18 protein-coding genes are annotated in these 23,887 nt (G+C 72.0%); 12 read left to right on the top strand and 6 right to left on the bottom strand.

All coding sequences use genetic code 11. From position 1 onward, the window contains the following. Positions 1-208: 208 nt before the first annotated feature. The 5 genes from ACFU5F_RS38650 (at position 209) to ACFU5F_RS38630 (ending at position 5,450) form a co-directional block, all read left to right on the top strand. Positions 209-1,183 (top strand): threonine/serine dehydratase, encoded by a 975-nt coding sequence (locus ACFU5F_RS38650; protein ID WP_383897873.1) that lies wholly within the window; start codon positions 209-211, stop codon positions 1,181-1,183. Between the two features lie 36 nt (positions 1,184-1,219). Further along, entirely contained in the window at positions 1,220-1,465 is a 246-nt protein-coding gene (locus tag ACFU5F_RS38645; protein WP_383897872.1) for a hypothetical protein, read from the top strand. A 129-nt stretch (positions 1,466-1,594) separates the two neighbouring features. Next, positions 1,595-2,077: a hypothetical protein gene (locus ACFU5F_RS38640; protein WP_383897871.1), complete on the top strand. Its 483-nt coding sequence runs from the start codon at positions 1,595-1,597 to the stop codon at positions 2,075-2,077. A gap of 199 nt (positions 2,078-2,276) precedes the next feature. Next, positions 2,277-2,840 (top strand): MBL fold metallo-hydrolase, encoded by a 564-nt coding sequence (locus ACFU5F_RS38635; protein WP_383897869.1) that lies wholly within the window; start codon positions 2,277-2,279, stop codon positions 2,838-2,840. A gap of 144 nt (positions 2,841-2,984) precedes the next feature. Next, positions 2,985-5,450 carry a SpoIIE family protein phosphatase gene (locus tag ACFU5F_RS38630; protein WP_383897868.1) on the top strand — a complete coding sequence of 822 codons (2,466 nt, stop codon included), beginning with the start codon at positions 2,985-2,987 and terminating at the stop codon, positions 5,448-5,450. A 63-nt stretch (positions 5,451-5,513) separates the two neighbouring features. Here the strand turns inward: ACFU5F_RS38630 and ACFU5F_RS38625 are convergent, their stop codons facing one another. After that, positions 5,514-6,284: an SDR family NAD(P)-dependent oxidoreductase gene (locus tag ACFU5F_RS38625; RefSeq protein ID WP_383897866.1), complete on the bottom strand. Its 771-nt coding sequence runs from the start codon at positions 6,282-6,284 to the stop codon at positions 5,514-5,516. 219 nt (positions 6,285-6,503) lie between these two features. On the opposite strand from ACFU5F_RS38625, the gene ACFU5F_RS38620 reads away from it, so the two are divergent. Beyond that, complete coding sequence (locus ACFU5F_RS38620; protein ID WP_383897865.1) at positions 6,504-9,716, top strand: bifunctional cytochrome P450/NADPH--P450 reductase; 3,213 nt, start codon at positions 6,504-6,506, stop codon at positions 9,714-9,716. A 200-nt stretch (positions 9,717-9,916) separates the two neighbouring features. Continuing rightward, a complete protein-coding gene (locus ACFU5F_RS38615) occupies positions 9,917-11,104 on the top strand; it encodes an MFS transporter (RefSeq protein WP_383897863.1) in 1,188 nt (395 codons plus the stop codon). 117 nt (positions 11,105-11,221) lie between these two features. On the opposite strand, the gene ACFU5F_RS38610 is transcribed toward ACFU5F_RS38615, so the two are convergent. The 4 genes from ACFU5F_RS38610 to ACFU5F_RS38595 all read right to left on the bottom strand — a co-directional run bounded on the left by ACFU5F_RS38610 (position 11,222) and on the right by ACFU5F_RS38595 (position 15,437). Further along, the gene (locus tag ACFU5F_RS38610; RefSeq protein WP_383897861.1) at positions 11,222-11,845 is read right to left on the bottom strand and encodes a TetR/AcrR family transcriptional regulator; all 624 of its coding nucleotides are present in this window, start codon (positions 11,843-11,845) and stop codon (positions 11,222-11,224) included. Between the two features lie 284 nt (positions 11,846-12,129). Continuing rightward, positions 12,130-13,116: an HpcH/HpaI aldolase/citrate lyase family protein gene (locus ACFU5F_RS38605; protein WP_383897860.1), complete on the bottom strand. Its 987-nt coding sequence runs from the start codon at positions 13,114-13,116 to the stop codon at positions 12,130-12,132. Further along, on the bottom strand, positions 13,106-14,323 hold the full coding sequence (locus tag ACFU5F_RS38600) for a CaiB/BaiF CoA transferase family protein (protein WP_383897858.1): 1,218 nt from the start codon (positions 14,321-14,323) through the stop codon (positions 13,106-13,108). Before ACFU5F_RS38600 ends, ACFU5F_RS38605 begins: the two co-directional genes overlap by 11 nt. A gap of 187 nt (positions 14,324-14,510) precedes the next feature. Then, positions 14,511-15,437, bottom strand: coding sequence for a LysR family transcriptional regulator (locus ACFU5F_RS38595; protein ID WP_383897856.1), 927 nt, complete (start codon positions 15,435-15,437; stop codon positions 14,511-14,513). Positions 15,438-15,615: 178 nt separating this feature from the next. Here ACFU5F_RS38595 and ACFU5F_RS38590 point away from each other — a divergent pair, with 178 nt between their 5' ends. The 4 genes from ACFU5F_RS38590 to ACFU5F_RS38575 all read left to right on the top strand — a co-directional run bounded on the left by ACFU5F_RS38590 (position 15,616) and on the right by ACFU5F_RS38575 (position 21,129). After that, the gene (locus ACFU5F_RS38590) at positions 15,616-17,022 is read left to right on the top strand and encodes a CitMHS family transporter (protein ID WP_383897855.1); all 1,407 of its coding nucleotides are present in this window, start codon (positions 15,616-15,618) and stop codon (positions 17,020-17,022) included. 94 nt (positions 17,023-17,116) lie between these two features. Beyond that, a complete protein-coding gene (locus tag ACFU5F_RS38585) occupies positions 17,117-18,511 on the top strand; it encodes a prolyl oligopeptidase family serine peptidase (protein WP_383897853.1) in 1,395 nt (464 codons plus the stop codon). A 217-nt stretch (positions 18,512-18,728) separates the two neighbouring features. Then, positions 18,729-20,000, top strand: a complete 1,272-nt coding sequence (locus ACFU5F_RS38580; protein WP_383897851.1) for a discoidin domain-containing protein — start codon at positions 18,729-18,731, stop codon at positions 19,998-20,000. A gap of 199 nt (positions 20,001-20,199) precedes the next feature. Next, complete coding sequence (locus ACFU5F_RS38575) at positions 20,200-21,129, top strand: ester cyclase (RefSeq protein WP_383897850.1); 930 nt, start codon at positions 20,200-20,202, stop codon at positions 21,127-21,129. Here ACFU5F_RS38575 and ACFU5F_RS38570 read toward each other — a convergent pair. Continuing rightward, positions 21,092-22,153, bottom strand: a complete 1,062-nt coding sequence (locus ACFU5F_RS38570) for a LacI family DNA-binding transcriptional regulator (protein WP_383897848.1) — start codon at positions 22,151-22,153, stop codon at positions 21,092-21,094. The two genes, ACFU5F_RS38575 and ACFU5F_RS38570, sit on opposite strands and share 38 nt — an antisense overlap. Before the next feature lie 352 nt (positions 22,154-22,505). Between ACFU5F_RS38570 and ACFU5F_RS38565 the strand changes: the two genes are divergently transcribed. Next, a complete protein-coding gene (locus tag ACFU5F_RS38565) occupies positions 22,506-23,798 on the top strand; it encodes a ferric reductase-like transmembrane domain-containing protein (RefSeq protein ID WP_383897846.1) in 1,293 nt (430 codons plus the stop codon). Positions 23,799-23,887: the final 89 nt, after the last annotated feature.

The following is a 23,887-nucleotide window of genomic DNA, read 5'->3' as shown; positions in this document are numbered from 1 at the left end:
CTGTGCACCCCGGCGCCTCCGCCGGGGTGCACAGCCCGCCCAGGGCGGTTGGCGGGCGGCGATGGCGGTGCCGGTGCCCGCCCACGCGGTGGGATCGAACAGGGGGAGTGCGCCGCCCCGGAGGGCCTGCTGACGCTCTGAAGCGGCGTGCGGAAGAGGGCAGTTGTCCGATGCCAGGCGTCGGCGGCACGCACTACGCTGCGCTGTCGTGCAGCAGACACGCCTCGACACCGCCCGGATCCGGGCCGCCCGGCAGGTCATCGACCCGGTCTTTCTCGACACCCCGTTGTACCGCTGCGAGGCGCTGGAGCCCCGCCTCGGATGCGCGGTGAGCGTCAAGCTGGAAACCGCCAACCCGGTCCGCAGCTTCAAGGCCCGGGGCACGGAGGTCGTCGCGACCCTGCTCGCCGGACAGGGCCCACGGGCCGTGGTGTGCGCCAGCGCGGGCAATCTCGGCCAGGCCCTCGCCTGGTCCGGCCGCGAGCGGGGGCTCGACGTGACCGTCGTGGCCTCCCGCTTCGCGACCGCGGCGAAGCTGGACCGGATCCGCGCGCTGGACGCCAGGCTCGAACTGGTCGACGGCGACCACGAGATGGCCCGGGAGCGGGCGGCGGCCGTCGCACGGTCCGACGGCATCCGGCTGGTCGAGGACAGCCTGGACATCGAGACCTGTGAGGGCGCGGCGACCATCGGCGTGGAACTGGCGGGTGCCGCGCCGTTGTTCGACACCGTGCTGATCGCCCTCGGCGGCGGGGCGCTGGCCACCGGTGTGGGACATGTGCTGAAGGCCCTGGCGCCCGGGGTCGAGGTGATCTGCGTGCAGCCGCTGGGCGCGCCGGCGATGACGTACTCGTGGCGGCAACGGCGGGTCGTCACCACCGACTCGACCGACACCATCGCCGACGGTGTCGCCGGCCGGTGTCCCGTCCCGGCCGTCCTGGAGGACCTCCTGCTGGTCGTCGACGACGCCGTGCTGGTCCGGGAGGCGTCGATCATCGCGGGTATGCGCCTGCTCCTCGAACATGCGGGCCTCGTCGTCGAGCCGTCGGCCGCGCTCGGCATCGCGGCGATCCTCGAAGACCGTGACCGCTTCGCCGGCCGGCACGTGGTCACCGTGGTCTGCGGGGGCAACGTCGACCTGGACGCGTATCACCGCTGGGTCGGGTACGAGGGCCCGTCCTGACTCCTCTTCGGGCCGTTGACCTGGGATGATGCCCTCATGGAAGCTGGTTTCCCCGGGGAGGGCACGCCCACCGTCGATCTCCGCCTGTGGCGCTCCGATGCCATCGTGCTGTTCGACTGGCTGAGGAGTACCGACCTGAACGACGTACCGATCACCCATCCTTCCCAGAAGCAGGCTCTCGCAGATCTCCTGGCGCGCCTGGAGGAGGTGGACGTCGTCGGGTCCACCGAGGAAGAGATCGCCGCGGCCAGGGACGAGGTGGCCAGGGACATGGGCTGGTAGGAGTCCGGAGACGGCCGAGCCCCGCCCGATCGCGCTCCAGGTTCACCCGCGCGAGTCGGCCCGCACTGCTGGCGACAGGCGGTTCGTTTCCGGCTTCCTGCAGCCGGCCGGCGCAGCGATACCGCGGTGGTGCTGCTGACATGGATTGCCGAGGTGGCGGACGAGCCGCTGGTCCTGGAGCCCGCCGACCGGCAGGTGGAACGGGAGACCGACACGTGGTGGCTGGGGGCGGAGGACGCGGACAGGATGTCGCTGTCCGTCTCCGAGGTGGTGGCTGCTTTCGAGCGGACCGCCGCGACCATCCGAAGCCGCATCCGCGAGCTGGGCTTTCCGGGGGCAGCGACCTTCTACGTATGGCACGACCGGCAGGCCGGGCAGCTCCGTTGCTCGACGGGATCCGTGACCCCGGATGAGCTGACGTTCAGGGGTGCCTATGTGCTGTGCGACGATCTCGGGGCGGTCGTGGAGGGTTATGTGACCGACAGCGGGCCGGGCGTCGTCACGCGGACCCGTCCGGTTGAGGCGCACACCCCCTCGGAACAGACCGCGGCTGAGGGAGAGATCGTGCCTCTGCGTGTCTGGGCCGGCAGCGTCGGGGCTGCCTCACCGTGACCGGGCCGTGCGTGGGCGGGCGCTCCGGTGACGCATGCCCCCTTGGCAGAGTCATCGACCCCGCCCCCAGCTGCCGACCCCCGCCCTCACTCAACCGATCACTGCCTTCCGGGCACCCCCTCAGGCGTGGCAGGATCCCAGAACCGCACCCACCACGGCCCAGACGGACGGTACGTCAGGCCACACCGGAGGACCCGCCATGACCGCTTCGCTCCACGTCCTGACCACCGGCTACGCGGACGAACGGGTGGCGGGCACGGTCACCCTGCTCGTCGACGGCGCGACCGTCGCGGTCGTCGATCCCGGGATGGTCGCGAGCCGTCGCCTCATCCTGGACCCGCTCGCGGAGCACGGGCTGGCCCCCGAGGACGTCACCGACGTCGTCTTCAGCCACCACCACCCGGACCACACGCTGAACGCGGCCCTGTTCCCCGAGGCCCGCTTCCACGACCACATGGCCGTCTACCGCGACGACATCTGGGAGGACCGGGACGCCGACGGCCACCGGCTCTCCCCGTCGATCGCGCTGATGACCACCCCCGGCCACACCGCCGAGGACGTCAGCACCCTCGTGACGACGGCGGAGGGTCTGGTGGTCCTGACCCACCTGTGGTGGAGCGCGGAAGGACCGGCCGACGACCCCTTCGCCCCTGACCGGGACCAGCTCCGGGCGGCGCGGGAGAAGGTCCTGGCCCTGGAGCCGGTCCTGATCGTCCCCGGCCACGGCGCACCCTTCGCGCCGTCGGCCTCGACTCCGCTCTAGCCGGGGCCCATGGCGTTCGCGGACGCCGGCGCCCGGGAGCCGGTTGAGCGGGGTGTGCCGTGGCGGGATGCTGGAGGCAGCGCCCGTGCAGGGTGACCCATCGCCCGTGCCGGGGCGACGCAGGGACGAGGTCGGTAGACGCCCATGGACAACGAACCCGACACCACCACAGCGGCACCCGATGACTTCGCGGTCGTCATCGACGCCCGCGGCGCCGTCATGGTGTGGAGCGCGGGAGCCGCGAGGCTCCTCGGACACGGCCCCGAGGACGTCGTGGGCAGGCCCGCCTCCGGTCTGCTCGCCGTCACCCTGCCCTTCGCGACGCGGCGCCACCTGGCCGCGGGCGAGCCGTGGACGAGCGATCTGGTGCTGCGCAAGCGCGACGGGGACCGCGTCACCGTACGGCTGCGGGGCACTCCGCTGGCGGACGCGGACGCCGGTACGTACTGGGTCGTCACGCCGGTGGCGGTGAGCTATTCCTCCGCCCCGACGGACAGGGAGTCGGCGGAGCTGTGGGACCTCACGCTGGCGCAGCTCCCGCTGCCCGTGGCGATCTACGACAGCGAGGCGCGGTTCGTCACCTGCAACCAGGTCATGACCGAGGCCATGGGGCTGAGGCCGGACGAGATGCGGGGACGGACGTTGTGGGAGATCTACCCGGTTCCGCCCCTGGACGAGATCGACCGCCTCCAGCACCAGGTGGTGCGCACCGGCGAGATGGTCTTCCGCGAGGAGCAGCCGTTCCGTGCCTCCGGAGAGGTCCGTGACCACGCGTGGTCCGTGTTCCTCTCCCCGCTGAAGGACCGAGCCGGTGCGGTCCTGGGGGTGTCCGCGCTGGTCATCGACATCACCGAGCAGTACTGGGCCCGGCGTCGCCTGGCGGTGCTCAACGACGCCAGCGTGCGCATCGGCAGCACCCTCGACGTCACCCGTACGGCCGAGGAACTGGCCGAGGTCGCGGTGACGGGGTTCGCCGACTTCGCCACCGTCGACCTGCTGGAATCCGTCGTCCAGGGTCACGAGCCGCAACCGGTGCCGCCCGACACACCGGTCGTCTGCCGGCGGACCGCGCAACGGTCGGTGCTCACGGGTTGCCCCGAATCCGTGGTTCCCGCGGGCGACACCGATGTCTACCCTTCGAGTTCACCCCCGGCCCTGACCCTGGCCGACGGCCGGGCGAAGCTCTACCGCGCGGGCGACCCGTCGCTGCGGGCGTGGGTGACGGCCTCACCGGCCCGCGACGCGAGCATCCGCCGGTTCAAGATCCACTCGGTGCTGATGGTGCCCCTGCGCGCGCGGGGGGTCACGCTCGGCGTCATGCAGCTGATGCGGCACCGGACCGCGGACGCCTTCGGGCCGGACGACCTGATCCTCGCCGAGGAGATCGCCGCCCGGGCCGCGGTGAGCATCGACAACGCCCGCCGCTTCACCCGTGAGCGCCGGACCGCGCTCACCCTCCAACGCAGTCTGCTGCCCGAACGGCTGCCCGACGTGGCGGCCGTGGACCTCGCCTACCGCTACCTGCCCGCCGGTCCCGGGGACGAGATCGGCGGCGACTGGTTCGACGTCATCGCGCTGTCGGGGGGACGGATCGCGCTGGCCGTGGGGGACGTGGTGGGACACGGGGTGCGTGCCTCGGCCACGATGGGCCGTCTGCGCTCCGCGGTACGCACCCTCGCCGACGCCGACTTCGCGCCCGACGAACTGCTCACCCGTCTGGACGATCTCGTCATCCGTCTCGACCGGGAGGAGGGCCCGGACGCGCGACGGCAGGCGGAGGAGGCCTCCGGGGAAGTCGGGGCCACCTGCCTCTACGCCGTCTACGACCCCGTCGCCGGCCGATGCGACCTGGCTCGGGCGGGCCACCCGCCACCCCTGCTGGTGGACCCCGACGGCACGGTGCGCGTACTGGACCTGCCGGCCGGGCCGCCCCTCGGTCTCGGCGGACTGCCCTTCGAGGCGGCTCGGATCGACATGGCCGAGGGCAGCGTGCTCGCGCTCTACACCGACGGTCTGATCGAGGCCCCGGGCCGTGACCTCGACGTCGGGCTGGACCTGCTGGGTGAGGCCCTGCGCCACCCCGCCGCCGGCCTGGAGGAGACCTGCGAGGAGGTGATGCGCAAGGTGCGGCCCGACCCGCCGGCCGACGACATCGTCCTGCTCCTGGCCCGCACCTCCACGCTCGGCGCGGACCAGGTACGCACCTGGCCGCTCCCCGCCGATCCCGCCGCCGTCTCCGGGGCCCGCCGTGGGGCGAGCGAACAGCTGGCCGCCTGGGGACTGGGCGAGCTGGAGTTCGCCACCGAGCTGATCGTCAGCGAACTGGTCACCAACGCCATCCGCTACGGCACCCCGCCCATCCAACTGCGTCTCCTCCGCGCCGATGCGCTCATCTGCGAGGTCTCCGACGGCAGCGCCACCGCCCCGCATCTGCGGCGGGCCCGGACCTTCGACGAGGGCGGACGCGGACTTCTCCTCGTGGCGCAGGTCGCCGAGCGCTGGGGCAGCCGCCACACCTCCGTCGGCAAGACGATCTGGGCCGAGCAGTCCCTGCCGGCCGACGTGCGGGAGGCAGAGCCGCCCACCGCGCCGCCCGGCCCGGTCGCGTAGGCGCGCCCCCGCCCCGCGGCGGGCGGTACGGTCCCGTAGGCGCGCCCCGGCCCTCCGCGCCGGTCAGGCGGAGGCCAGCCTCCGGAGCACCGCGGCGGAGACGGGTGCGGGCAGGGCGCGCAGTGTGCGGACCAGCGTGGCCGTGGGCCAGGGGAAGTACGCCTGGGCGGGTTCGCGTTCCAGCGCGCGGACGACGTGCTGCGCCGCCCGCTCCTGGCTGATCTGGAAGGGCTTCGGCAGCCCGTCGCCGCTGATGCGTTCGGTGGCGACGAACCCCGGGTGGATCGAGGTGAACCGTATGCCGCGGGGCGCCAGTTCGACGCGCGCGGCGTCGATCAGCGTGCGCGCGGCGGCCTTCGCCGCCGAGTACGGGCCCTGGCGGGGGATGCCCATCAGCCCGGCGAGGGAGTTGGTGTGGGCGATCAGGCCGCCGTCCGCCTGGGAGCCCATCCGGTCGATCAGCGGGACGAGATAGTTGACGACCGTGTCGTAGTTCAGTGCCATGATCCGGGCGACGTCCGCCACGCTCACCCGGTCCATGGACATGTCCGGCCCCTGGCCCGCGTTGAGCAGGGCCACGTCGATCGCTCCGAACTCCGCGACGCCGGCCGTCACCACCTCGGCCGCCGCCCGTGGGTCGAGGGCGTCGGCGACGAGGTCCAGGCAGGCGCTGCCCGCCGCCCGCACCTCGTCGGCCACACGGGTCAGTTCGGGGGCGCGCCGTGCCGTGAGGACCAGGCGGTTGCCGTCGGCGGCGAGCTGGCGTGCCACCTCCGCGCCGATGCCCGACGAGGCGCCGACGATCAGAACGGTGCGGTCGGTGATGCGTGCCATGGTCCTCCTTCGCTCCGAGCGGGAACGCTCACCGGCTGTCCGGTGCCGGTCACCCTACGGCGGCCGTTCCTCCCCGCGTCGCCCCCAGGACGTTCCGGCTCTCGCCCCGGTTCCCATATCCGACTGTGTCACCCAACACAATCGATCGACATTGTCACTCGACCATGTCGGTCGTATGGTGGTGCCCGGCGACAGCCAGTGCGGATGAAAGGCAAGCCCATGACCTACGCGACCGAGCGCGGAACCGAACCGATCCCCCAGCGTCCCGCCCTCCCCCTGGTCGGCCACGCGTTCGACATACCCGGTGGCGCCGACGGCCTGCTCCACGTGATGAAGGAGGCCAGGGAACTCGGTCCGCTGTTCAAGCTGCGGGTCTTCGGCAACGAGATCAACATCGCCTCCGGCCTCGACATGGTCACCGAACTGGCGGACGAGAGCCGCTTCCGCAAGAACGTGCACGCGGACCTCGTGCTGCTGCGGGAGATCGGCGGCGACGGACTCTTCACCGCCTTCAACGACGAGCCCAACTGGCGCAAGGCGCACGACGTCCTCATGCCGGCCTTCTCCCTCGGCGCGATGCGCGGCTACCACGCGACGATGCTCAAGGTGGCGCGCGAGCTGATCGCGAAGTGGGACGGCGCGGCAGGGACGGAGCCCGTGGACGTCGCCGAGGACATGACCCGGCTGACCTTCGACACGATCGGACTGTGCGGCTTCGGCTACGACTTCGAGTCGTTCGGCCGCCAGGAACCGCACCCCTTCGTCACGGCGCTGTCGCGCGCGCTCGGCTTCGCCCAGGCGAAGGGCGAGTCCATCCCCGGCCTGGACCTGTTCAAGTGGAAGCAGGCCGAACAGTTCCGGACGGACGTGGCCGTGATGCGGGACCTCGTCGACGACGTGATCCGGGAGCGAAGGGCCTCCGGCGACACCGCCACCGACGACCTGCTCGGGCGCATGCTGCACACCCGTGACCAGGTCACCGGTGAGCCACTGGACGACGTCAACATCCGTCACCAGGCGATCACGTTCCTCATCGCCGGGCACGAGACCACCAGCGGGGCACTGTCGTTCGCCCTGTACTACCTCACCAAGCACCCCGAGGTCCTCGCCCGGGCCCAGGCCGAGGTCGACGCCCTGTGGGGCGACACGGACACCCCCGATCCCGACTACGGGGACATCGGAAAACTGACATACGTCCGACAGGTGCTCAACGAGGGCCTGCGCCTGTGGCCGACGGCCCCCGCCTACGCCGTGGAACCCCTGCAGGACACCGTCATCGGCGGCAAGTACGCCGTGCGCGAGGGCGAGACGATCCAGGTGCTCATCCCGCAGCTGCACCGCGACCCCGCCTGGGGCGAGAACGTCGAGCTGTTCGACCCCGACCGGTTCCTGCCCGAGCGGGAGCTGGAGCGTCCGGTCCACCTGTTCAAGCCGTTCGGCAGCGGCGAACGCGCCTGCATCGGCCGCCAGTTCGCGCTGCACGAGGCCACGCTCGTCCTCGCGCTGGTGATCCACCGGTACCGCCTGATCGACCACACCGACTACCAGCTGAAGATCAAGCAGTCGCTCACGATCAAGCCCGACGAGTTCACCCTGCACCTGGCCCGGCGCGCCGGCGCGGAGCGACGGATGCCCGCCGTCGCGGCGGGCGGGGCTCCGGCGGGCGAGACCCGGCCCAAGGTCCGCAAGGCCGCCGGAACCGCGCTGACCCTGCTGCACGGGTCCAACCTGGGCACCTGCGCGGGCATCGCGCGTGAACTCGCGGACGACGGCGACCGGCACGGCTTCGCCCCGACGGTCGCCTCCCTGGACACCGTCGCGGGCAGCCTCTCCGCCGCTGAAGGTCCGGTGGTGATCGTGGCCGCCTCCTACAACGGCAGGCCCACCGACGACGCCGTGCGCTTCATGGAGTGGCTCGACACACTGACACCCGGCTCACTCGACGGGCTCCGCTACGCCGTACTCGGCGTCGGCGACCGCAACTGGGCCGCCACCTACCAGCGCGTACCGGCCCTCATCGACGAGCGACTGAGCGCGGCCGGCGCCACCGCCCTCCTGGAGCGCGGCGCCGCGGACGCCTCCGGCGACTTCGCCGGCACGGTCGACCGCTGGACCGGCGAGCTGTGGACCACGCTCCTCGTCCACCACGGAACCGCGCAGGACGTGGTCGCGGCGGAGCCGGACGCGGACGCGGAGGAGGGCCTGTACGTACTGGAGGACACCACCGACTCGGTCATCGGCGGCCTCGCGGCACGGCACGGCGTACAGCCCATGGAGGTTCTCGACACCCGCGAACTCGTCGACATGTCGCACGGCCTCGGCCGCTCCAAGCGCTTCCTCAGGCTCCGGCTGCCCGAGGGGGTCACCTACCGCACCGGCGACCACCTGGCCGTCCTCCCGCGCAACCCGGACCACCTCGTCCGGCGGGTCACCGACCGGTTCGGTCTCGACCCGGACCGCACCGTCCGGCTGCGCGCCCGCCGGCCCGGCCGCAACACCCTCCCCGTCGACCGCCCGCTCACCGTCCGCCGCCTGCTCACCGACTTCGTGGAACTCCAGGACCCCGCCACGCGGGAGCAGATCGCCGTGCTCGCCGAACACACCGCCTGCCCGCCGGAGAAGCGCCCCCTGGCGGAACTCGCCGCCGCGGACCCGGAGAGCTTCCGCGAGCGGGTGACCACCGTCGGACACAGCGTCCTGGACCTGCTGGAGCGCTACCGCGCCTGCGAGCTGCCGTTCGAGCGCTTCCTCGAACTGCTCCCGGTCCTGCGCCCCCGCCACTACTCGATCTCCTCCTCCGCCGTGGCGGTGCCCGGTGAGGTCGATCTGATGGTGTCGCTCCTCGCCGCTCCCCACCGGGCCGGCGAGGGCATGTTCCACGGCATCGGCTCGCACTTCCTGCAGAGCGTGGAGGCGGGCGACACCCTGCAGGCCCGGGTCCTGCCGTGCAGCGAGGCATTCCGCCTGCCCGACGACACCTCCGCCCCCGTGATCCTGGTGAGCGCGGGCACGGGACTCGCACCCTTCCGGGGCGCCGTCCTCGACCGCCGTCACGCGGGCTCCACCGGGACGCTGCTGTGCTACTTCGGCTGCGACCACCCCGACGTCGACTACCTCCACCGCGCGGAGTTCGAGGCGGCCGAGGCGGCAGGAGCCGTCAGTATGCGGCCCACCTTCTCCTGTGTGCCCGAGGACGGAGTGCGCTTCGTACAGGACCGGATCAGGAAGGAGAGCGACGAGGTCTGGGCGGTGCTGGAGGCGGGCGGCCGCGTCCACGTCTGCGGCGACGGCCGTCGTATGGCCCCGGCGGTGCGCGAGGCGTTCAGGGCGGTCTACCGCGAGCACACCGGCGCCGACGACACCGAGGCGGCCGCGTGGCTGGACGCCCTGACCGAGTCCGGCCACTACGTCGAGGACGTCTGGGCCGGCTGACCGACCACGGCGGTGCGGCGCCGGCCCAGCGCCGCACCCGCCCTCCGGCGGGGCCTCGGACGTGCCCCTCGTCCGAGGCCCCGCACTTCTGAAGACCCCTGACTTCCGCCCCGAACTCGTGAGGTTCCCATGCTTGTTGCCCGCTCGGCACTCCGCCGAGGACCGACCGTCCTGCCCCGTCACCCGCACCGGAGCGGACGGTGAACGCGCGAGGCGGCTCCGCCCTCACCTTCGGTGTCGCGGTGGCCCTCGTCGCCGGAGTGACCCTGGGCAACGGCGGAGCGAACGTGATGCCCGTCTTCGTCGACGACTTCGCCTCGCGCTTCGCGCTGTCGGACTCCGGCGCGGGACTCGTGGCGGCGGCCCAGCTGACGGCGACCGCGATCGTCACCCTGCTGCTCGCCGGGCGGGCCGCTCGGCCGGGGCGGGTGCGGATGGCCCGGCTGGGGCTGGCGGTCTCGGGGGCGGGCTTCCTCGGCGCGACCGCCGCCTCCGACCCCGTCGTGCTGATCCTGGCCAACCTCGTCGTCGGAGCCGGGCTCGGCGCGGTCTACGCCTCGGCCACCGCGGCCCTCGCCGCCACCGACGACGCCGACAGGACCTCGGCGGTCGCCGTCTCCGGCACGGTCTGCGCGACGGCGCTGCTGCTGATGGGGGTCGCCGCCGCCAACCACGACGTGGGCGGGGGCACCGGGTTCCTGCTCATGGCACTGGGCTGCCTGCTCGCCTGGCCGCTGGTGCGCGCACTGCCCGACGGCCCCGGAGCGCCGGGCAGCCGGCCGTTCGGGGCGGCGGAGTCCGTTCCGGCGCGGCCGTCGGTGGTGCTGCTCGCCGGAACCGCGCTCCTGTGGGCCGTCACCCAGGGGGCGTGGTCGTACACCTCCGTCCTGGGGCGGGAGCACACCGGCATGTCCCATTCCGTCGTGTCGGCCGTTCTCGCGGCGGCCAGCGTGGTGGCACTCGCCGGCGCTGTCCTTGGCCCTCTCGCCGCCCGGCGCTTCGGACGCATGCGGTCGATGGCGTCCTTCGTCGCCCTGCAGGCCGTGTCCATGACGGTCCTGATCATCACGCACGACCCCGTGATCTTCGTCGTCGCGGCCGTCCTGTGGCAGACCTGCCAACTGGCCGTCCTGGTCCAGATGCTGGCCGCCGCCTCCCTCATCGACGCGAGCGGACGGCTGGTGGCCTCGCTCAGCGGGGCGGGCGCGCTCGGAACGGGCGTCGGACCTCTGGCCGTCGGTGCCCTCCTCGACGGGGCGGGGGCGGGGGTGCTGGGCGTCGTCCTCGGCGCCGGCACGTTCGTCGCCTCGCTGCCCCTGCTGAGGATGACGGTGGACGGCGCGACGGCCCACGGCGAGCGCCGGTCCGCCTCCGTCCCCGCGCCCTGATACGCCGGCGTCCGCCGTACGGTCGCCGTCCCCGCCGCACACGGTGGGGACGGCGACCGTCTGCGTGGGTGCGCGGCCCGGGGCGGGCACCGCGGATGACGTGCGCCGCCTCGGCCGTCAGAGCACGGGGACCGTCACCAGCTCCAGCCGGCCGCCCGCGAGGGCCACCACCGCCGAGACCAGCGCCTGGAGACCGACGCGTTCGGCTTCCTCGTCGGGCAGGGAGAGGTGCTGGACGGACAGTCCGTCGAAGCCGGCGAGGAAGAACCGGGCCAGGTTCTCCGCGGGCTGGGCCAGTGGGTGACCGGTGCGTTCGGCCGCCTCGGTCACCAGCTTCGTCGTCGAGGCCGTCACCTCGCCGTAGTGGGCCTGGAGAGCCTCCTGCAGCCGGGGCGTGCGCAGGGCGAACATCGACAGCTCGGTGAGCAGCTGGTGCGTGGTCGGCTGTTCGCGCAGGGTCTTCCACAGGGCGGCGGCGAGAGAGGCGACGCTCTCCTCGAAACCGCCGTCCGACGGGGCGGCCGCCTGGACCTGGGTGATCAGGTCGTGGGTGAGCTGCTCCATGACGGCGCGGTACAGATCCTCCTTGGTGCCGAAGGTGTAGTGCACCGTCGCCTGCGCCACGCCCAGCTCGGCGGCGATGGCACGGGTGCTCCCGGCGGCGACGCCCTCCCTGGTCATGAGGTCGATGGCAGCCTTGATCAACTGGGGGCGGCGCTCCGCCGCGGACACATGAGCCATACACGCCATCATACGACTGAGTCGATCGATCCAGTCGGCTGGCGACCGTAGAGGCGGCACCCGGACCTCCCGGGCGCGTCCGCAACGAACGCCTCGGGCTGTTCCAGCGAGGAAGTTGTGCCACGTTTGTGCCACGTCGGTGTTCAGGGCGGGCGGCCACCGAGCTCGTGGACCACCCGCGCAGCCTCGCGGACCACTACGCCCGCTCCACACCCCCGCGCCCCCCGTCCTCGGGAAGCAGGCTCAAGGCGGGGCCGCGTACGGTCACGTAGAACTCCGGCGGGCTACCCCGGACGATCGCTGCCCGTGCGCGCCCCACCGGCCCTCGCGGCGTGGCGTTCGAGGACGAGGCGGGCCGTGACGGCCATGGCCTCGTCGACCATCTCGCCCCGGAACGTCACGGCGCCCCTCCCGTCTCCCTGTGCCGCCTCGACCGCCGCGATCAGTTCCGCGCAGCGCGCGAGTTCGGCGGGGCCGGGGGAGAACACCTCGTTGATCACCGGGACATGGGAGGGATGGATCGCCATCATGCCCTCGTAGCCGAGGGAGCGGTTCTGCTCGGCGAAGGCGCGCAGGCCCGGCAGGTCGCCGACGCGCGTCCACACTCCGCTGACCGGGCACGGCACTCCGGCGGCCCTGACGTCCAGCAGTACGCGGGAGCGCAGTGCCGTCGTCTCGGTCCCCTCGGGACTCCAGCGGTAGCCGACGGCGCGTTCCACGTCACCGCCGGGCGCGCTGAGAGCGCCCAGATAGGCGATGCGCGGGGCGGCTCGCGCGATCTCGTAGGCCTCGCGCAGGCCACGCGCCGTCTCCAGCAGCGGCACCAGGGCGACCTGTCCGGGCGGCAGTCCCTGTTCGCGTTCGCACCAGCCCAGCAGCCGGTCGGCGAGCCGCACGTCCTGGGCGGAGCGGACCTTGGGCAGGACGACGCCCGTGAGTCCGGGCCGTACGACCGCCCGCAACTCCTCGGCCTCCGCCCAGCCGTTCAGCGGGTTGATTCGCACGAACAGGGCCATCCGATCCACCTGGTCCACTGGTGTGGCGGCGGCCCGTGCGACGGCCTCGGACACCCCGGCACGGGCGCTGAGCCTGTGCGCGGCGGGTATCGCGTCCTCCAGGTCCAGGACCGCGGCGTCGGCGCCCGCCGCCCGTGCCTTGGGCAGCCAGTCCGTCCGGGTGCCGGGGACGAAGAGCAGGGAGCGCAGCGGGGGGCGGCCGGCCGCTCCCGCGCCGGCCTCGGCAGGGGCTCGCGGGGACACCTCAGATGACATCGTTCTTCTCCAGCTCGGCCAGTTCGTCCGCGCCGAGTCCGAGCCATGTCCCGTAGACGAGGTGGTTGTCCTGTCCGAGGGCGGGGCCGGTCCGCCAGACCCGGCCGGGGCGCTGCCGGAAGTGCGGGAGCACCGCCTGCATACGCACCGGGCCGAGATCGGGGTCGTCGACGCTGATGATGTCCTCACGTTCGGCGTACACCGGGTCGACCGCGATGTCCGCGGCGTCGAACACCCGTGACGCCACGACCTCGGCACGGGCGAACTCCTCCAGACACGCGCCGCTGTCGCGCTGCGCCACCCAGCTCCGCAGGCCCTCGTCCAACTGGGAGCGGCGGTCGTACTGTTGCCGGGCCGTGGTGAACTCCGCCTCGGGAAGTCCCAGCAGGCGGGCGATGTTGCGGACCGAGCGAAGCGTCGCGGAGGTCACCGTGATCCACTCGCCGTCGCGCGAGCGGTAGGTGTTGATCACGGCTCCGGGTGCGACGGCCAACCGGTTGCCGGAACGCGCGGGGACCTGGCCCAACTGATCGTGGACGATGACCTGCCACTCGACGAGACGGAACAGGGACTCGAAGAGGGCGAGGTCGATCCATTCGCCGTCGAAGCCCGGGTCGTGGTCGCGGCGGTGGAGGGCGGCCAGGACGGCGTAGGCACCCATCAGGCCCGTCACGGCGTCACCGTGCGAGAAGCCGGTGTGCACGGGCGGGCCGTCGGGGAAGCCGGTCAGGTGGACGACTCCGCTGCGCGCCTCACCGACCTTGCCGAACCCGGGGGCGTCCGCCTGTGAGGAGGTGGCTCCGAAGCCGGAGATCTGCAGCAGCACGGCCCGGGGGTTCAGCCGGTGCACGGAGTCCCAGTCGAGTCCCCAGTCCCGCAGGCGGCCGGCGCGCAGGGTGACGATGACGACGTCCGCCCAGGCGACGAGCCGGTGGGCGACGCGTCGGCCGGGCTCGCGGTGCAGGTCGAGGGTGACCGAGCGTTTGTTGCGGCCGGCGACCTTGAACCACAGGGGAACGCCGTCGCGTCGGGGCCCCATGCCGCGGGCCGCGTCCCCGGCGCCGGGGGGTTCCACGTGCACGACGTCGGCCCCCTGGTCGGCGAGCATCGAACCCGCCAGCGGGCCGGCCACCACATGGGCGAACTCGACCACCTTCAGCCCGAGCAACTGCCCGCTTCCCGTGGGGTTCCGTTCGTCGTCCGACACCGATCCCGCTCCCTCGCTCCCGCAGTTCGCGTAGGGCGCCGACCGAGTCGCCCCGTGCGGGGTGCGGCACGGGCGTCGCCGTCCGGGTCTTCAGAGTGCCGGAGTCGGTAAATGCCTGTCGAGCAACAGAAGGCCATCAATCCATGCGGAAGACGCATCAATCGATCGCATGGGCTCCGCCGTCGGCTCAGGCCCAGGAGACCCCGGGCGGGAGTGGCTCCCGGCGGCGGCGGAACTCCTCCAGCGTCTCCAGGAACCGCTCCGTCACCGCCGGGAGCGTGCGCCGGGCGCGCAGCGCGATGTCCAGACGCCGGTCCACCACGGGGTCCACCAGCGGACGGCAGACGACGGGCCCGGCACCCATCAGTGGCAGAACGAGCGCGGGCATGGCCGACACGCCGAGGCCGGCGGTCACCAGTCCGCCCACGGTCGCGATGCTTCCCGCCTCGGCCGCCGGCGCCGCGTGCGCGTCGATCTGGGCGAACGCCGCGTCGGTGAGCCGCCGCACGCTCGAGTCGCGTCCGACGGCCAGGAACGGCAGCCCGGCCAGATCCTCCCAGGTGATCTCGTGGTGGTCGGCGAGCGGGTGGCCTTCCGGCAGCACCGCGACGAAGCGGTCCCGGACCAGGGGACGGTGCTCCAGCTGTTCCGGAGGGTTCCCGACGGTGGTGAGCGCGAAGTCGGCGTCGCCGGACAGGACCCGTTCCAGTACCGGCCGCTCCAGGCCGTCCAGGAGGCGTACCGCGACCTGGGGCCGGCGCTCGCGGAAGGCGGAGATCACCCGGGGCAGCAGCACGGCAGCCACCGAGGGGAGGGTGGCCACGGCGACCGTTCCCGACTCCCCGAGCAGGTAGCGCCTGAGCTCCCTCATGCCCGCGCGGTGAGCGGTGACGATCTGCTCGGCGATCCGCAGTGCCTCCACGCCCGCCGCGGTCAACTGCACGTTGCGGGTGTCGCGTTCCAGGAGCCGGACACCGAGCTGCCGCTCCAGGTCCGCGACCGCGCGACTGAGCGAGGACTGCGACACGTGCATCTCCGCGGCCGCCGCGGTGAAGCTCGCGGCCCGGGCGACGGCGGTGTACGCCGCCAGTTGACGCAGGGTGGTGGCCTCCATGGCCGACGAGCATAGGACGCGCCCACGGTATTGATGCGCTTATCGCATGGACAGATCTCGGTTTGATGCTGGACACCGCTTCCCCCGTGCTCCGAAACTCTCGCGTAACACCTCGGCCCGCCTCCGCCCGCCCAGCACACCGCCGCCGAGGGCCGTCCCCGAGAAAGGGAGCGCCGCCATGCTGGCAGCCCTGGGCTTCGCCACGATCGCCGCCCTGCTGTTGCTCACCATGACCAGACGTGCCTCGGTACTGGTGGCCCTGGTCCTGCTTCCGGTGTCGGCGGCGCTCATCGGCGGCTTCGCGGGCGAACTGGGCGAGTTGACACTCCAGGGACTGGTCAAGGTGGCCCCCACCGGCATCATGATCGCCTTCGCCGTCCTGTACTTCAGTCTGATGGTGGACGCCGGGCTCTTCGACCCGCTCATCCGGGGTCTGTTACGCGTGGCACGCGGCGACCCTTTACGGATCACCGTCGCCACGGCCGTGCTCACCCTGTGCGTGGCCCTGGACGGAGACGGTGCCTCCACCTTCCTCATCACCGTCTCCGCACTGCTCCCGGTCTACCGAAGACTCGGCATGAACCCCCTGGTGCTGTCGGGCGTGGTCTGTCTGGGCGCGGGCGTGATGAACATGGTTCCCTGGGGCGGCCCCACCGTACGGGCCATGGCGGCGCTGAAGCTGGACAGTTCCGAGGTCTTCACCCCCGTGCTGCCCGCGATGGGCTTCGGCGTCGCCTGGGTGCTGCTCGCCTCCTTCCTGCTCGGCCGCAGCGAACGCAGGCGCCTCGCCGCGCTGTCCCCGTCCGGATCCGCCCCGGACGGCGGTGGGAGCGAGGACGAGCGGGGCGATCTCGAACCCACCGCCGTGAAGACGGCCGACGGGGAGCGCCGGCTCCTTCCGTCTCCCGGCGGCGGACCGTCTCCCGGCGACGGACCGGGCACCGTCCGGGTCCCGCCGCTGCCGCGGACCTGGCTGACCGCCTTCAACCTCGTCCTCACCATCGCCCTCCTGGTCTGCCTGATCCGGGAAGTCCTGCCGCTGCCGGTGCTGTTCGTCGTCGGGTTCGCGATCGCGCTGCTGGTCAACCACCCCACCTGGGAACAGCAACAGACGCTGCTCGACCGGCACGCCAGGAGCGTGGTCCTGGTCACCACGATGATCTTCGCGGCCGGTGTCCTCACCGGCATCCTCACCGGCACCGGGATGATCGACGAGATGGCGGAGGCACTCGTCTCCGTCGTCCCCGACTCCTTCGGTTCGCACCTGCCCGTCGTGGTGGCCGTCACCGGTATGCCGCTCAGCCTGGTCTTCACCCCGGACGCCTACTACTTCGGGGTGCTGCCCGTCCTCGCCGAGACCGCGAACGGGTTCGGCACGGACCCCGCCGAGGTCGCCAGGGCCGCCGTCCTCGGCCAGATGACCACGGGTTTCCCGCTCAGTCCGCTCACCGCGTCCACGTTCATCCTGGTCGGCATGAGCGGTGTGTCGCTCGGCGACCACCAGCGCTTCGTCTTCCGCTGGGCCTTCGCCACCACCCTCGTCATGACCGCCGGAGCCCTGCTGACCGGCGCGATCCCCCTGTGACCCGTCAACACGTCACGCCCTTGAAGGAGTTCGGAGCAGCGCCACACGTTCAGGCACCTGATCCCGGTGCCCCCGCCGACCGAGACGAGGACGCATGAGAAGGATCACCAGACGTACGGTGCTCGCGGGCACCGCGGGCGCGGTCGTCACACCGGCCGTGAGCTCGGCACCCGCGGCCGCCGACGACACCGCGACCGTCACGGCCGAAGGACGACGGCCGGCGCCCGGACGACCCGAAGTCCTGCGCGCCGACCTGGTCACCCGGGTGACACCGAGGAACAACTGGCTGGTCACGGCCGTCGCCCTCCAGTACGCCCATCGCATCGACCTCGGCGGTACGGTGATCCCGCCCTCGGCCTTCCAGGTGACGGCCACCGTGGGCGGACGCACAGCTGCCCGTACGGTGCTCCGGGTCTACTCCCACACCACCGCCGACGTGGACCACCGGTCCCGCCCCGGGCGGCCGGGCGACCGCCTGATCCTGGAACTCGACCCGAACGACCCCAACGCGCGGGCCGCCGCCACCGACCCCCTTCCACTCGACCGCGCCTACTCCGTCAGACAGGTGGCGGACGTACACACCCCACAGGGCGAACCGGTGCTCAGGGCACGTCCGTTCGCGATCCGGAACGACGGCGTCATCACTCCCGTGGTCGACGACTTCGCCGCGGGTTCCTTCACCGACTCGACGGGCTTCGAACTCGACTTCCGGCTGTACCGGCCCGCGGGCTTCCTACGGAACCCGCGGGCGCGCACCCGGTACCCGCTCGTCGTCACCCTGCACGGCGGTGGCGAAGTGGCCGACAACAACATGACCCAGCTGACCTCCAACCGGATCGCGGTCACGTTCGCCGAACCGGAGCGACAGCGCCGCCACCCCGCCTTCGTCCTCTCGCCGCAGATTCCCCTGCCGCGGCCCATGGACGGGCCCGACGGCACGGACTGGACCGACGCCAGGGTGCAGGCCGCGCTGATCGGACTCGTCGACACCTTCGTGAGCGAACACTCCCGCAACGTCGACACGGCCCGCCTCTACGCCGTCGGCCTGTCCTCGGGCGGGCGCGGCATCTACAGCCTGCTGGCGAAGCGGCCCGACATGTTCGCGGCGGCTCTGCCCACGGCCGGGTGGGGCGAGACGGCGGCCATGGAGAAGATCACGCACATCCCGATCTGGGCCGACCACTCCGTCGACGACCCGGTCGTCCCTTACCGCGAGGGCCGGTTCGGCAGGCCCGGCACCTGGACACTGATGAACGCGCTGGAGACCGCCGGCGCACCGGTCACCCGCGGGGAGTGGGCCAACGACCTTCCGAAGGCGGAGTTCGAGGCCCGGTCCCGGGCACTTCTGCGGCAGGCCAGGGCCACGCGCAGCCACGTCCTGTTCACGAGCTACCCGCCCGGAACGACACCCGTGAACCCCCACCTCGCCTGGGCCCAGACCTACGAGAACGACGTGGTCATCGACTGGCTGTTCGACCAGACCCGCTAGGGCCCTTCTGCCGGATCTCCGCTGCACGTCTCTCCTTCCGGCTCTTTCCTTCCGCGCTGCGAAAGCTCACAATCCGGCGGGCTCCCGCCGCGCTGCCACAGCACGGGCGCACCTCGCTGTCCGGTTACCGCGCTCACCGCTATCCGGAGGTAAAGCAATGCGTTCATACAGTCGTTCACCCCATCCGGCCGCCCCGTCGCGGTCCCGATCCCGTGCCATGACGGCACTGGTCGCCCTCGCGACCACCATCGGCCTGGCACTGGCCCTGCTGACGGTCGCCGCCCCGCCCGCGGCCGCCGCCGACCTGCTGTCCCAGGGCAGACCCGCGACCGCCTCGTCCACCGAGAACGCGTCCACTCCCGCGTCGGCGGCGGTGGACGGCGATGCCGGCACACGCTGGTCGAGCACGTTCGGCGATCCGCAGTGGCTGCAGGTCGACCTGGGCGCCACCGCGACCCTCAGCCGGGTCGTCCTGCGCTGGGAGGCCGCCTACGCCCGCACGTTCCGGATCCAGACCTCCGACGACGGCACCGCCTGGACCACCGTCCACTCGACCACGACGGGTACCGGGGGCGTGCAGACCCTCGACGTGAACGGCACGGGACGATACGTCCGCCTGCACGGCACCCAGCGGGGGACCCCGTACGGCTACTCGCTGTGGGAGTTCCAGGTGTACGGCTCGGGGGGCGGCACCTCTCCGGGCGGCGGGATCCCCGACCCGACGACCGCCTCTCTGGAAGCCGCGACGGGACCGCTGACCACCGCCACCTACACCGTCCCCAGCCCCAGCGGATACGGCTCCGGCACGGTCACGTATCCCACGAGCGGCGGCGCGTACCCGGGCGTCGTCCTGATGCCGGGCTACCAGGGCACGCAGGAGAACCTGCGGTGGCTCGCACCCCGCCTCGCCTCCTGGGGTTTCGTGGTGCTGAACGTCGGGACCACCACCCTCCTGGACGATCCCGCGTCGCGCGGTCGTCAGATCTCGGCGGCCGGCACCCAGTTGCTCGCGCTCGGCGAGGCCCCCGGCACCCCGCTGTCCGGAAAACTCGACGGCACGCTCGGCGCGGTCGGGCACTCGATGGGCGGCGGCGGTGTCATGGCGGCGCTCCGGGACGACGCGCGCTTCCGGGCCGGCGTGCCCACGGCCCCGTACTACCCGAACATGAACTTCTCCCAGGTCACCGACCCCACGTTCTTCCTGACCTGCCAGAGCGATCCGGTAGCCCACGGCAACACCTACGCGGTGCCCTGGTACACCTCCATGTCCCGGGCCGAGAAGCTCTATGTCGAGGTGCCGGGCGACCACCTGTGCCCGATGACGGGCTCCGGCGACAAGGCCAGGCAGGGCAAGTGGATCGTGTCGTTCCTCAGTCTCTGGCTGCGCGCCGACGCCCGCTTCCAGCCGTTCCTGTGCGGACCGGCGCGGGACGCGGACAAGAACAACACCGCCCTGGTCACACGCTGGATGGACACCTGCCCGTTCTGACCGGCCCGTGCGCACCTGCCCCCGCCCGACGGGCGGGCAGGTGCGTCTTTCGGAGGACCGGGGCCCGCCCTGTCGGCGGGGGGCGTCCCGCCGGTCGGCGGAGTGAACGCCGGACGGCGCCGCGATGGGATGGGGGAGACGCGTTCCGCGAGCAGCGCGGCACCACGTCGACAGGCGTCGACCGTCCACAGGAGAGCACGTGAGATACCGCAAGACTCTGCCCTGGCTCGCCGCCGTGGCCTGCCTCACCACGGCCTGCGCCGGACCGTCCGGGACCGCACCGGCCGCCGTGTCGGCCCCGCCCTCCGCCGCCGGTTCCTCCACGGCCCGCTCCTCGGCCGCCTCGGAGGAGCGGAACAGGGCCCTCGTTCTGCGTCTGTACGCGGAGGCGTTCAACAAGAACAGGAGCGAGGTGGTGAGCGAACTCGTCGGCACCGGCTATGTGCAGCACGACAAGTCGGTGCCCGGCGGAGCCGAGGGCCAGATCGAGCAGTTCGAGAATCTGAGGGCGAGGATTCCCGGTGCGGTGGCCACCGTCAAGCACGTGGCCGCCGACGGCGACCTGGTGGCCGTGCACTGGCAGGCGTCGGCCACCCCGGCGGACGAGACCACCGGCGAGGCCAGGGCCGACCTGTACCGGGTCGCCCGCGGCAAGCTCGTCGAACACTGGGGCATCACCCAGACCGTGCCGGCGAGGACGGCCAGTGGGAACTCCTTGTTCGGCGACGAGTACCGGTACCCGAAGGGAGCACCCTCACTGTCCGAGGGACAGGAGGAGAGGAACCGGAAGTTCGCGGTGACCGCGTACCGCGAGCTGTCCGACGGCGACGTGACGGTGATCGACAGGAAATGGGATCTGCGCTACTACCAGCACAATCCGATGATCCCTGACGGCACGGGCCCGCTGAAGCGGTTGCTCCGGCAGGACACACGGGACGCGCCCCCGTCGGACGGCACCCCCGGTGCGAGCACCTCGCCCACTGCGGACGGTTCGACCCGGTTCGGCCACACCCTCTCCGACGGGGACCTGGTGTGGGTCTTCAGCGCCGACCACGTCGTCGCGGACCTCTTCCGCGTGGTCGACGGGAAGATCATCGAGCACTGGGACGTCGTCGCCGACGGGCAGTAGCGGGGCCGGAAGACCGTCGAGGGATGAGGACGGGCTGGACGAGCCGCCGCCGGTCCACATCCCCGCGACCGTTGACGAGGGCGATCAGCAGGTCGACCGCCTCCTCGCCCAACCGGTCCGGGCGGAGGCTGAGCGTGGTGACGGGCGGGGCCGTCGTCGCATAGTCGGGGTCCTCGCTGACGCACGCCACCAGCAGATCCTGCGGCACCCGGAGCCGGTGCCGCCGGGCGGCCGCGAGGATGTTGTGACCGGAGTCGGAGTAGACGCCGATGACGGCGTCGGGCCGTGGATCACGGTGGAGCAGCCGGCTCACCGCCTCGCGTTCGGCCCCGAAGTAGTCGGGCACGGAGGCGTACTCCTCGACGAGGCAGGGCAGGTCGTGTGCGGCGCACCAGGACGCGTAGGCACGTTCGACCAGACGCGGGTACTGGGCGTCGTGGACGGGCAGGGAGAGCGCGATCCGACGGGCGCCGGACTCGGTGAGGTGGTCCAGCAGAAGACCCAGTCCCGTGTCGTGGTCGGTGTCGACCCACGCGTCGCACCAGTGCGGCTGGGGCGGCCGGCCGTCGCAGACGATAGGGATGCCACGCTCGCGAAGGAGGGCGCGCACCGGGTCGTCGGTACGCGGATCCGCGTGGATGACGCCGTCCACCGGCGTGTGGAGCCACATCCACCGCGACAGCGAGTTCGGCATCACCATGAGCAGGAAGCCGCGCTCGTGCGCCGCGGCGGTGGCGCTCAGCGCCAGCTGCGCGTAGTACGGGATCTCGGTGTACGCGCCGGGCAGATCGCCGTACGCCGTCATGGTCAGACCGAGTACGCCGGTACCGCCGCGGGCCAGCGCCCGGGTCGTGCCCACCGGCGCGTAACCGAGTTCGCGGGCCGAGGCGAGCACGCGCTGCCTGGTCGCCTCGGACAGCCGGCCGGTTCCGTTGAGCGCGTTCGACACCGTGGCCGTGGACACCCCGGCGTGCGCGGCCACGGCGTCGAGCGTGGGTCGCTGCCAGACCCGCGAGCTTCTCATATGTACCCCAACAGCGCCTGTTGTGCTCCAACAGCCCTGTGACGGCTTGTGATTAAGACCTTAATCACGCAGCGTACCCGGCGACGGATACCGGGGCGGTCGATGGGTCAGCAGTGCGAGTCCGAGGAGACGGCGAAGCGAAGAACGCCGGAAGCAAGAATGTCTGAGGACGAGCAGGGTCTCATTCGCGTCAGATTTTCTATTCTTGCCCCCGGGTCGGGGGCCGTATCCGGTCGGAACGTCCCGTCCTCGCGGACTCGTGAGGGCCGGGCGCGAGTACAACACATGGTTAGAGAAGGGAAAGCCCGTGGAGGCGACGATTTCAGGGGTGCGAAAAGCCGCCGTACCCCCTGTGGTTGCGGCGCGGTGGGCGCTGTGGACGTTCGTCATCGTCAACTTGGTGATCGTCGAGATCCTGTTCCTCACCGCGGGGACCGGCAAGAACGGGGTGCTCACGGTCGCCAAGTTCTTCGGTCTGCACGCGGCCGTGCTGATGCTGTTCCAACTGCTGCTGGTGGCCCGGCTGCCGTGGCTGGACCGCCGGATCGGCATGGACCGGCTGACGGTGTGGCACCGGTGGGTCGGTTTCACCCTGCTGTGGACCCTCCTCACCCACGCCGTACTGGTGGTGCTGGGCTATGCCACGCTCGACGACGCGTCGATGACGAAGACCTTCTTCGCGCTGGCCGGAGTACCGGCCTCCCTGCTCGGGATGCTGGCCGCGGCGATCGTCGTCGTGATCGCCGCGGTCTCGGCCCGTCAGGTGCGGCGGCGGCTGCGCTACGAGACCTGGCACGCTCTGCATCTGCTGCTGTACGTGGCGTTGGGGCTGGCGTTCGTCCACCAGCTGCAGGAGACCACGACCTTCACCTCCTCCGCGGCGGCGGAGATCTACTGGTGGGCCCTGTGGCTGTTCGCGTTCGGCTCCCTGCTCACCGGGCGGATCGTGCTGCCCCTGTGGCGCAACGCCTACCACCGGTTCGAGGTCGTGGCGGTGGTGCCGGAGTCGGACGACGTGGTGTCGGTCCATGTCACCGGACGCCACCTGGACAGGCTGCCGGCGCGGGCGGGCCAGTTCTGCTTCTGGCGCTTCCCGGGACACAACTCCTGGTGGACGGCGAACCCGTTCTCGCTGTCGGCGGCGCCCGACGGCCGTACGCTGCGCCTGACGGCCAAGGCGTCCGGCACCACCAGCGCCGGTCTGCGGCACCTCCCGATCGGGACCCGCGCGTTCGTCGAGGGACCGTACGGGGCGTTCACGTCCCTGCACCGCACGCGGCCCGGCGCCCTGCTGATAGCCGGCGGGGTGGGGATCACGCCCGTCCGGGCCCTGCTGGAGGAGGAAGCGGCCGGCGATGTCGTCGTGCTCTACCGGGTGCGGGGCGAGGACGACGCCGTACTGATCGACGAGGTGCGCACGCTCGTCGAGGACCGCGGCGGGCGGCTGCACCTGCTCACCGGCCGCCGGGGCGAGGGCGGCTCACCGTTCGCGCCGGAGAGTCTGCGTGCCCTCGTTCCCGACATCGCCGAGCGCGACGCGTACGTCTGTGGCCCGGCCGGGATGACCTCGGCCGTGCTGGAGGCCCTGCAGGGGCTGAAGGTTCCCCGCTCGCAGGTGCATGCCGAGCGGTTCGGTCTGGCCTGATCCGGGCAGACCTGACCTGACCCCGACACGGGCCGGTTTGTCCGTGGACGCCGAGGCTCCGATGCGGTCTCTTATACACATCTCCGAGC

Origin of the sequence: Streptomyces sp. NPDC057438 (genome assembly GCF_042802995.1) — a bacterium.
GTDB lineage: Bacteria > Actinomycetota > Actinomycetes > Streptomycetales > Streptomycetaceae > Streptomyces.
The sequence above is the reverse complement of the archived record's forward strand: the minus strand, read 5'-3'. Positions and strand labels throughout refer to the sequence as shown.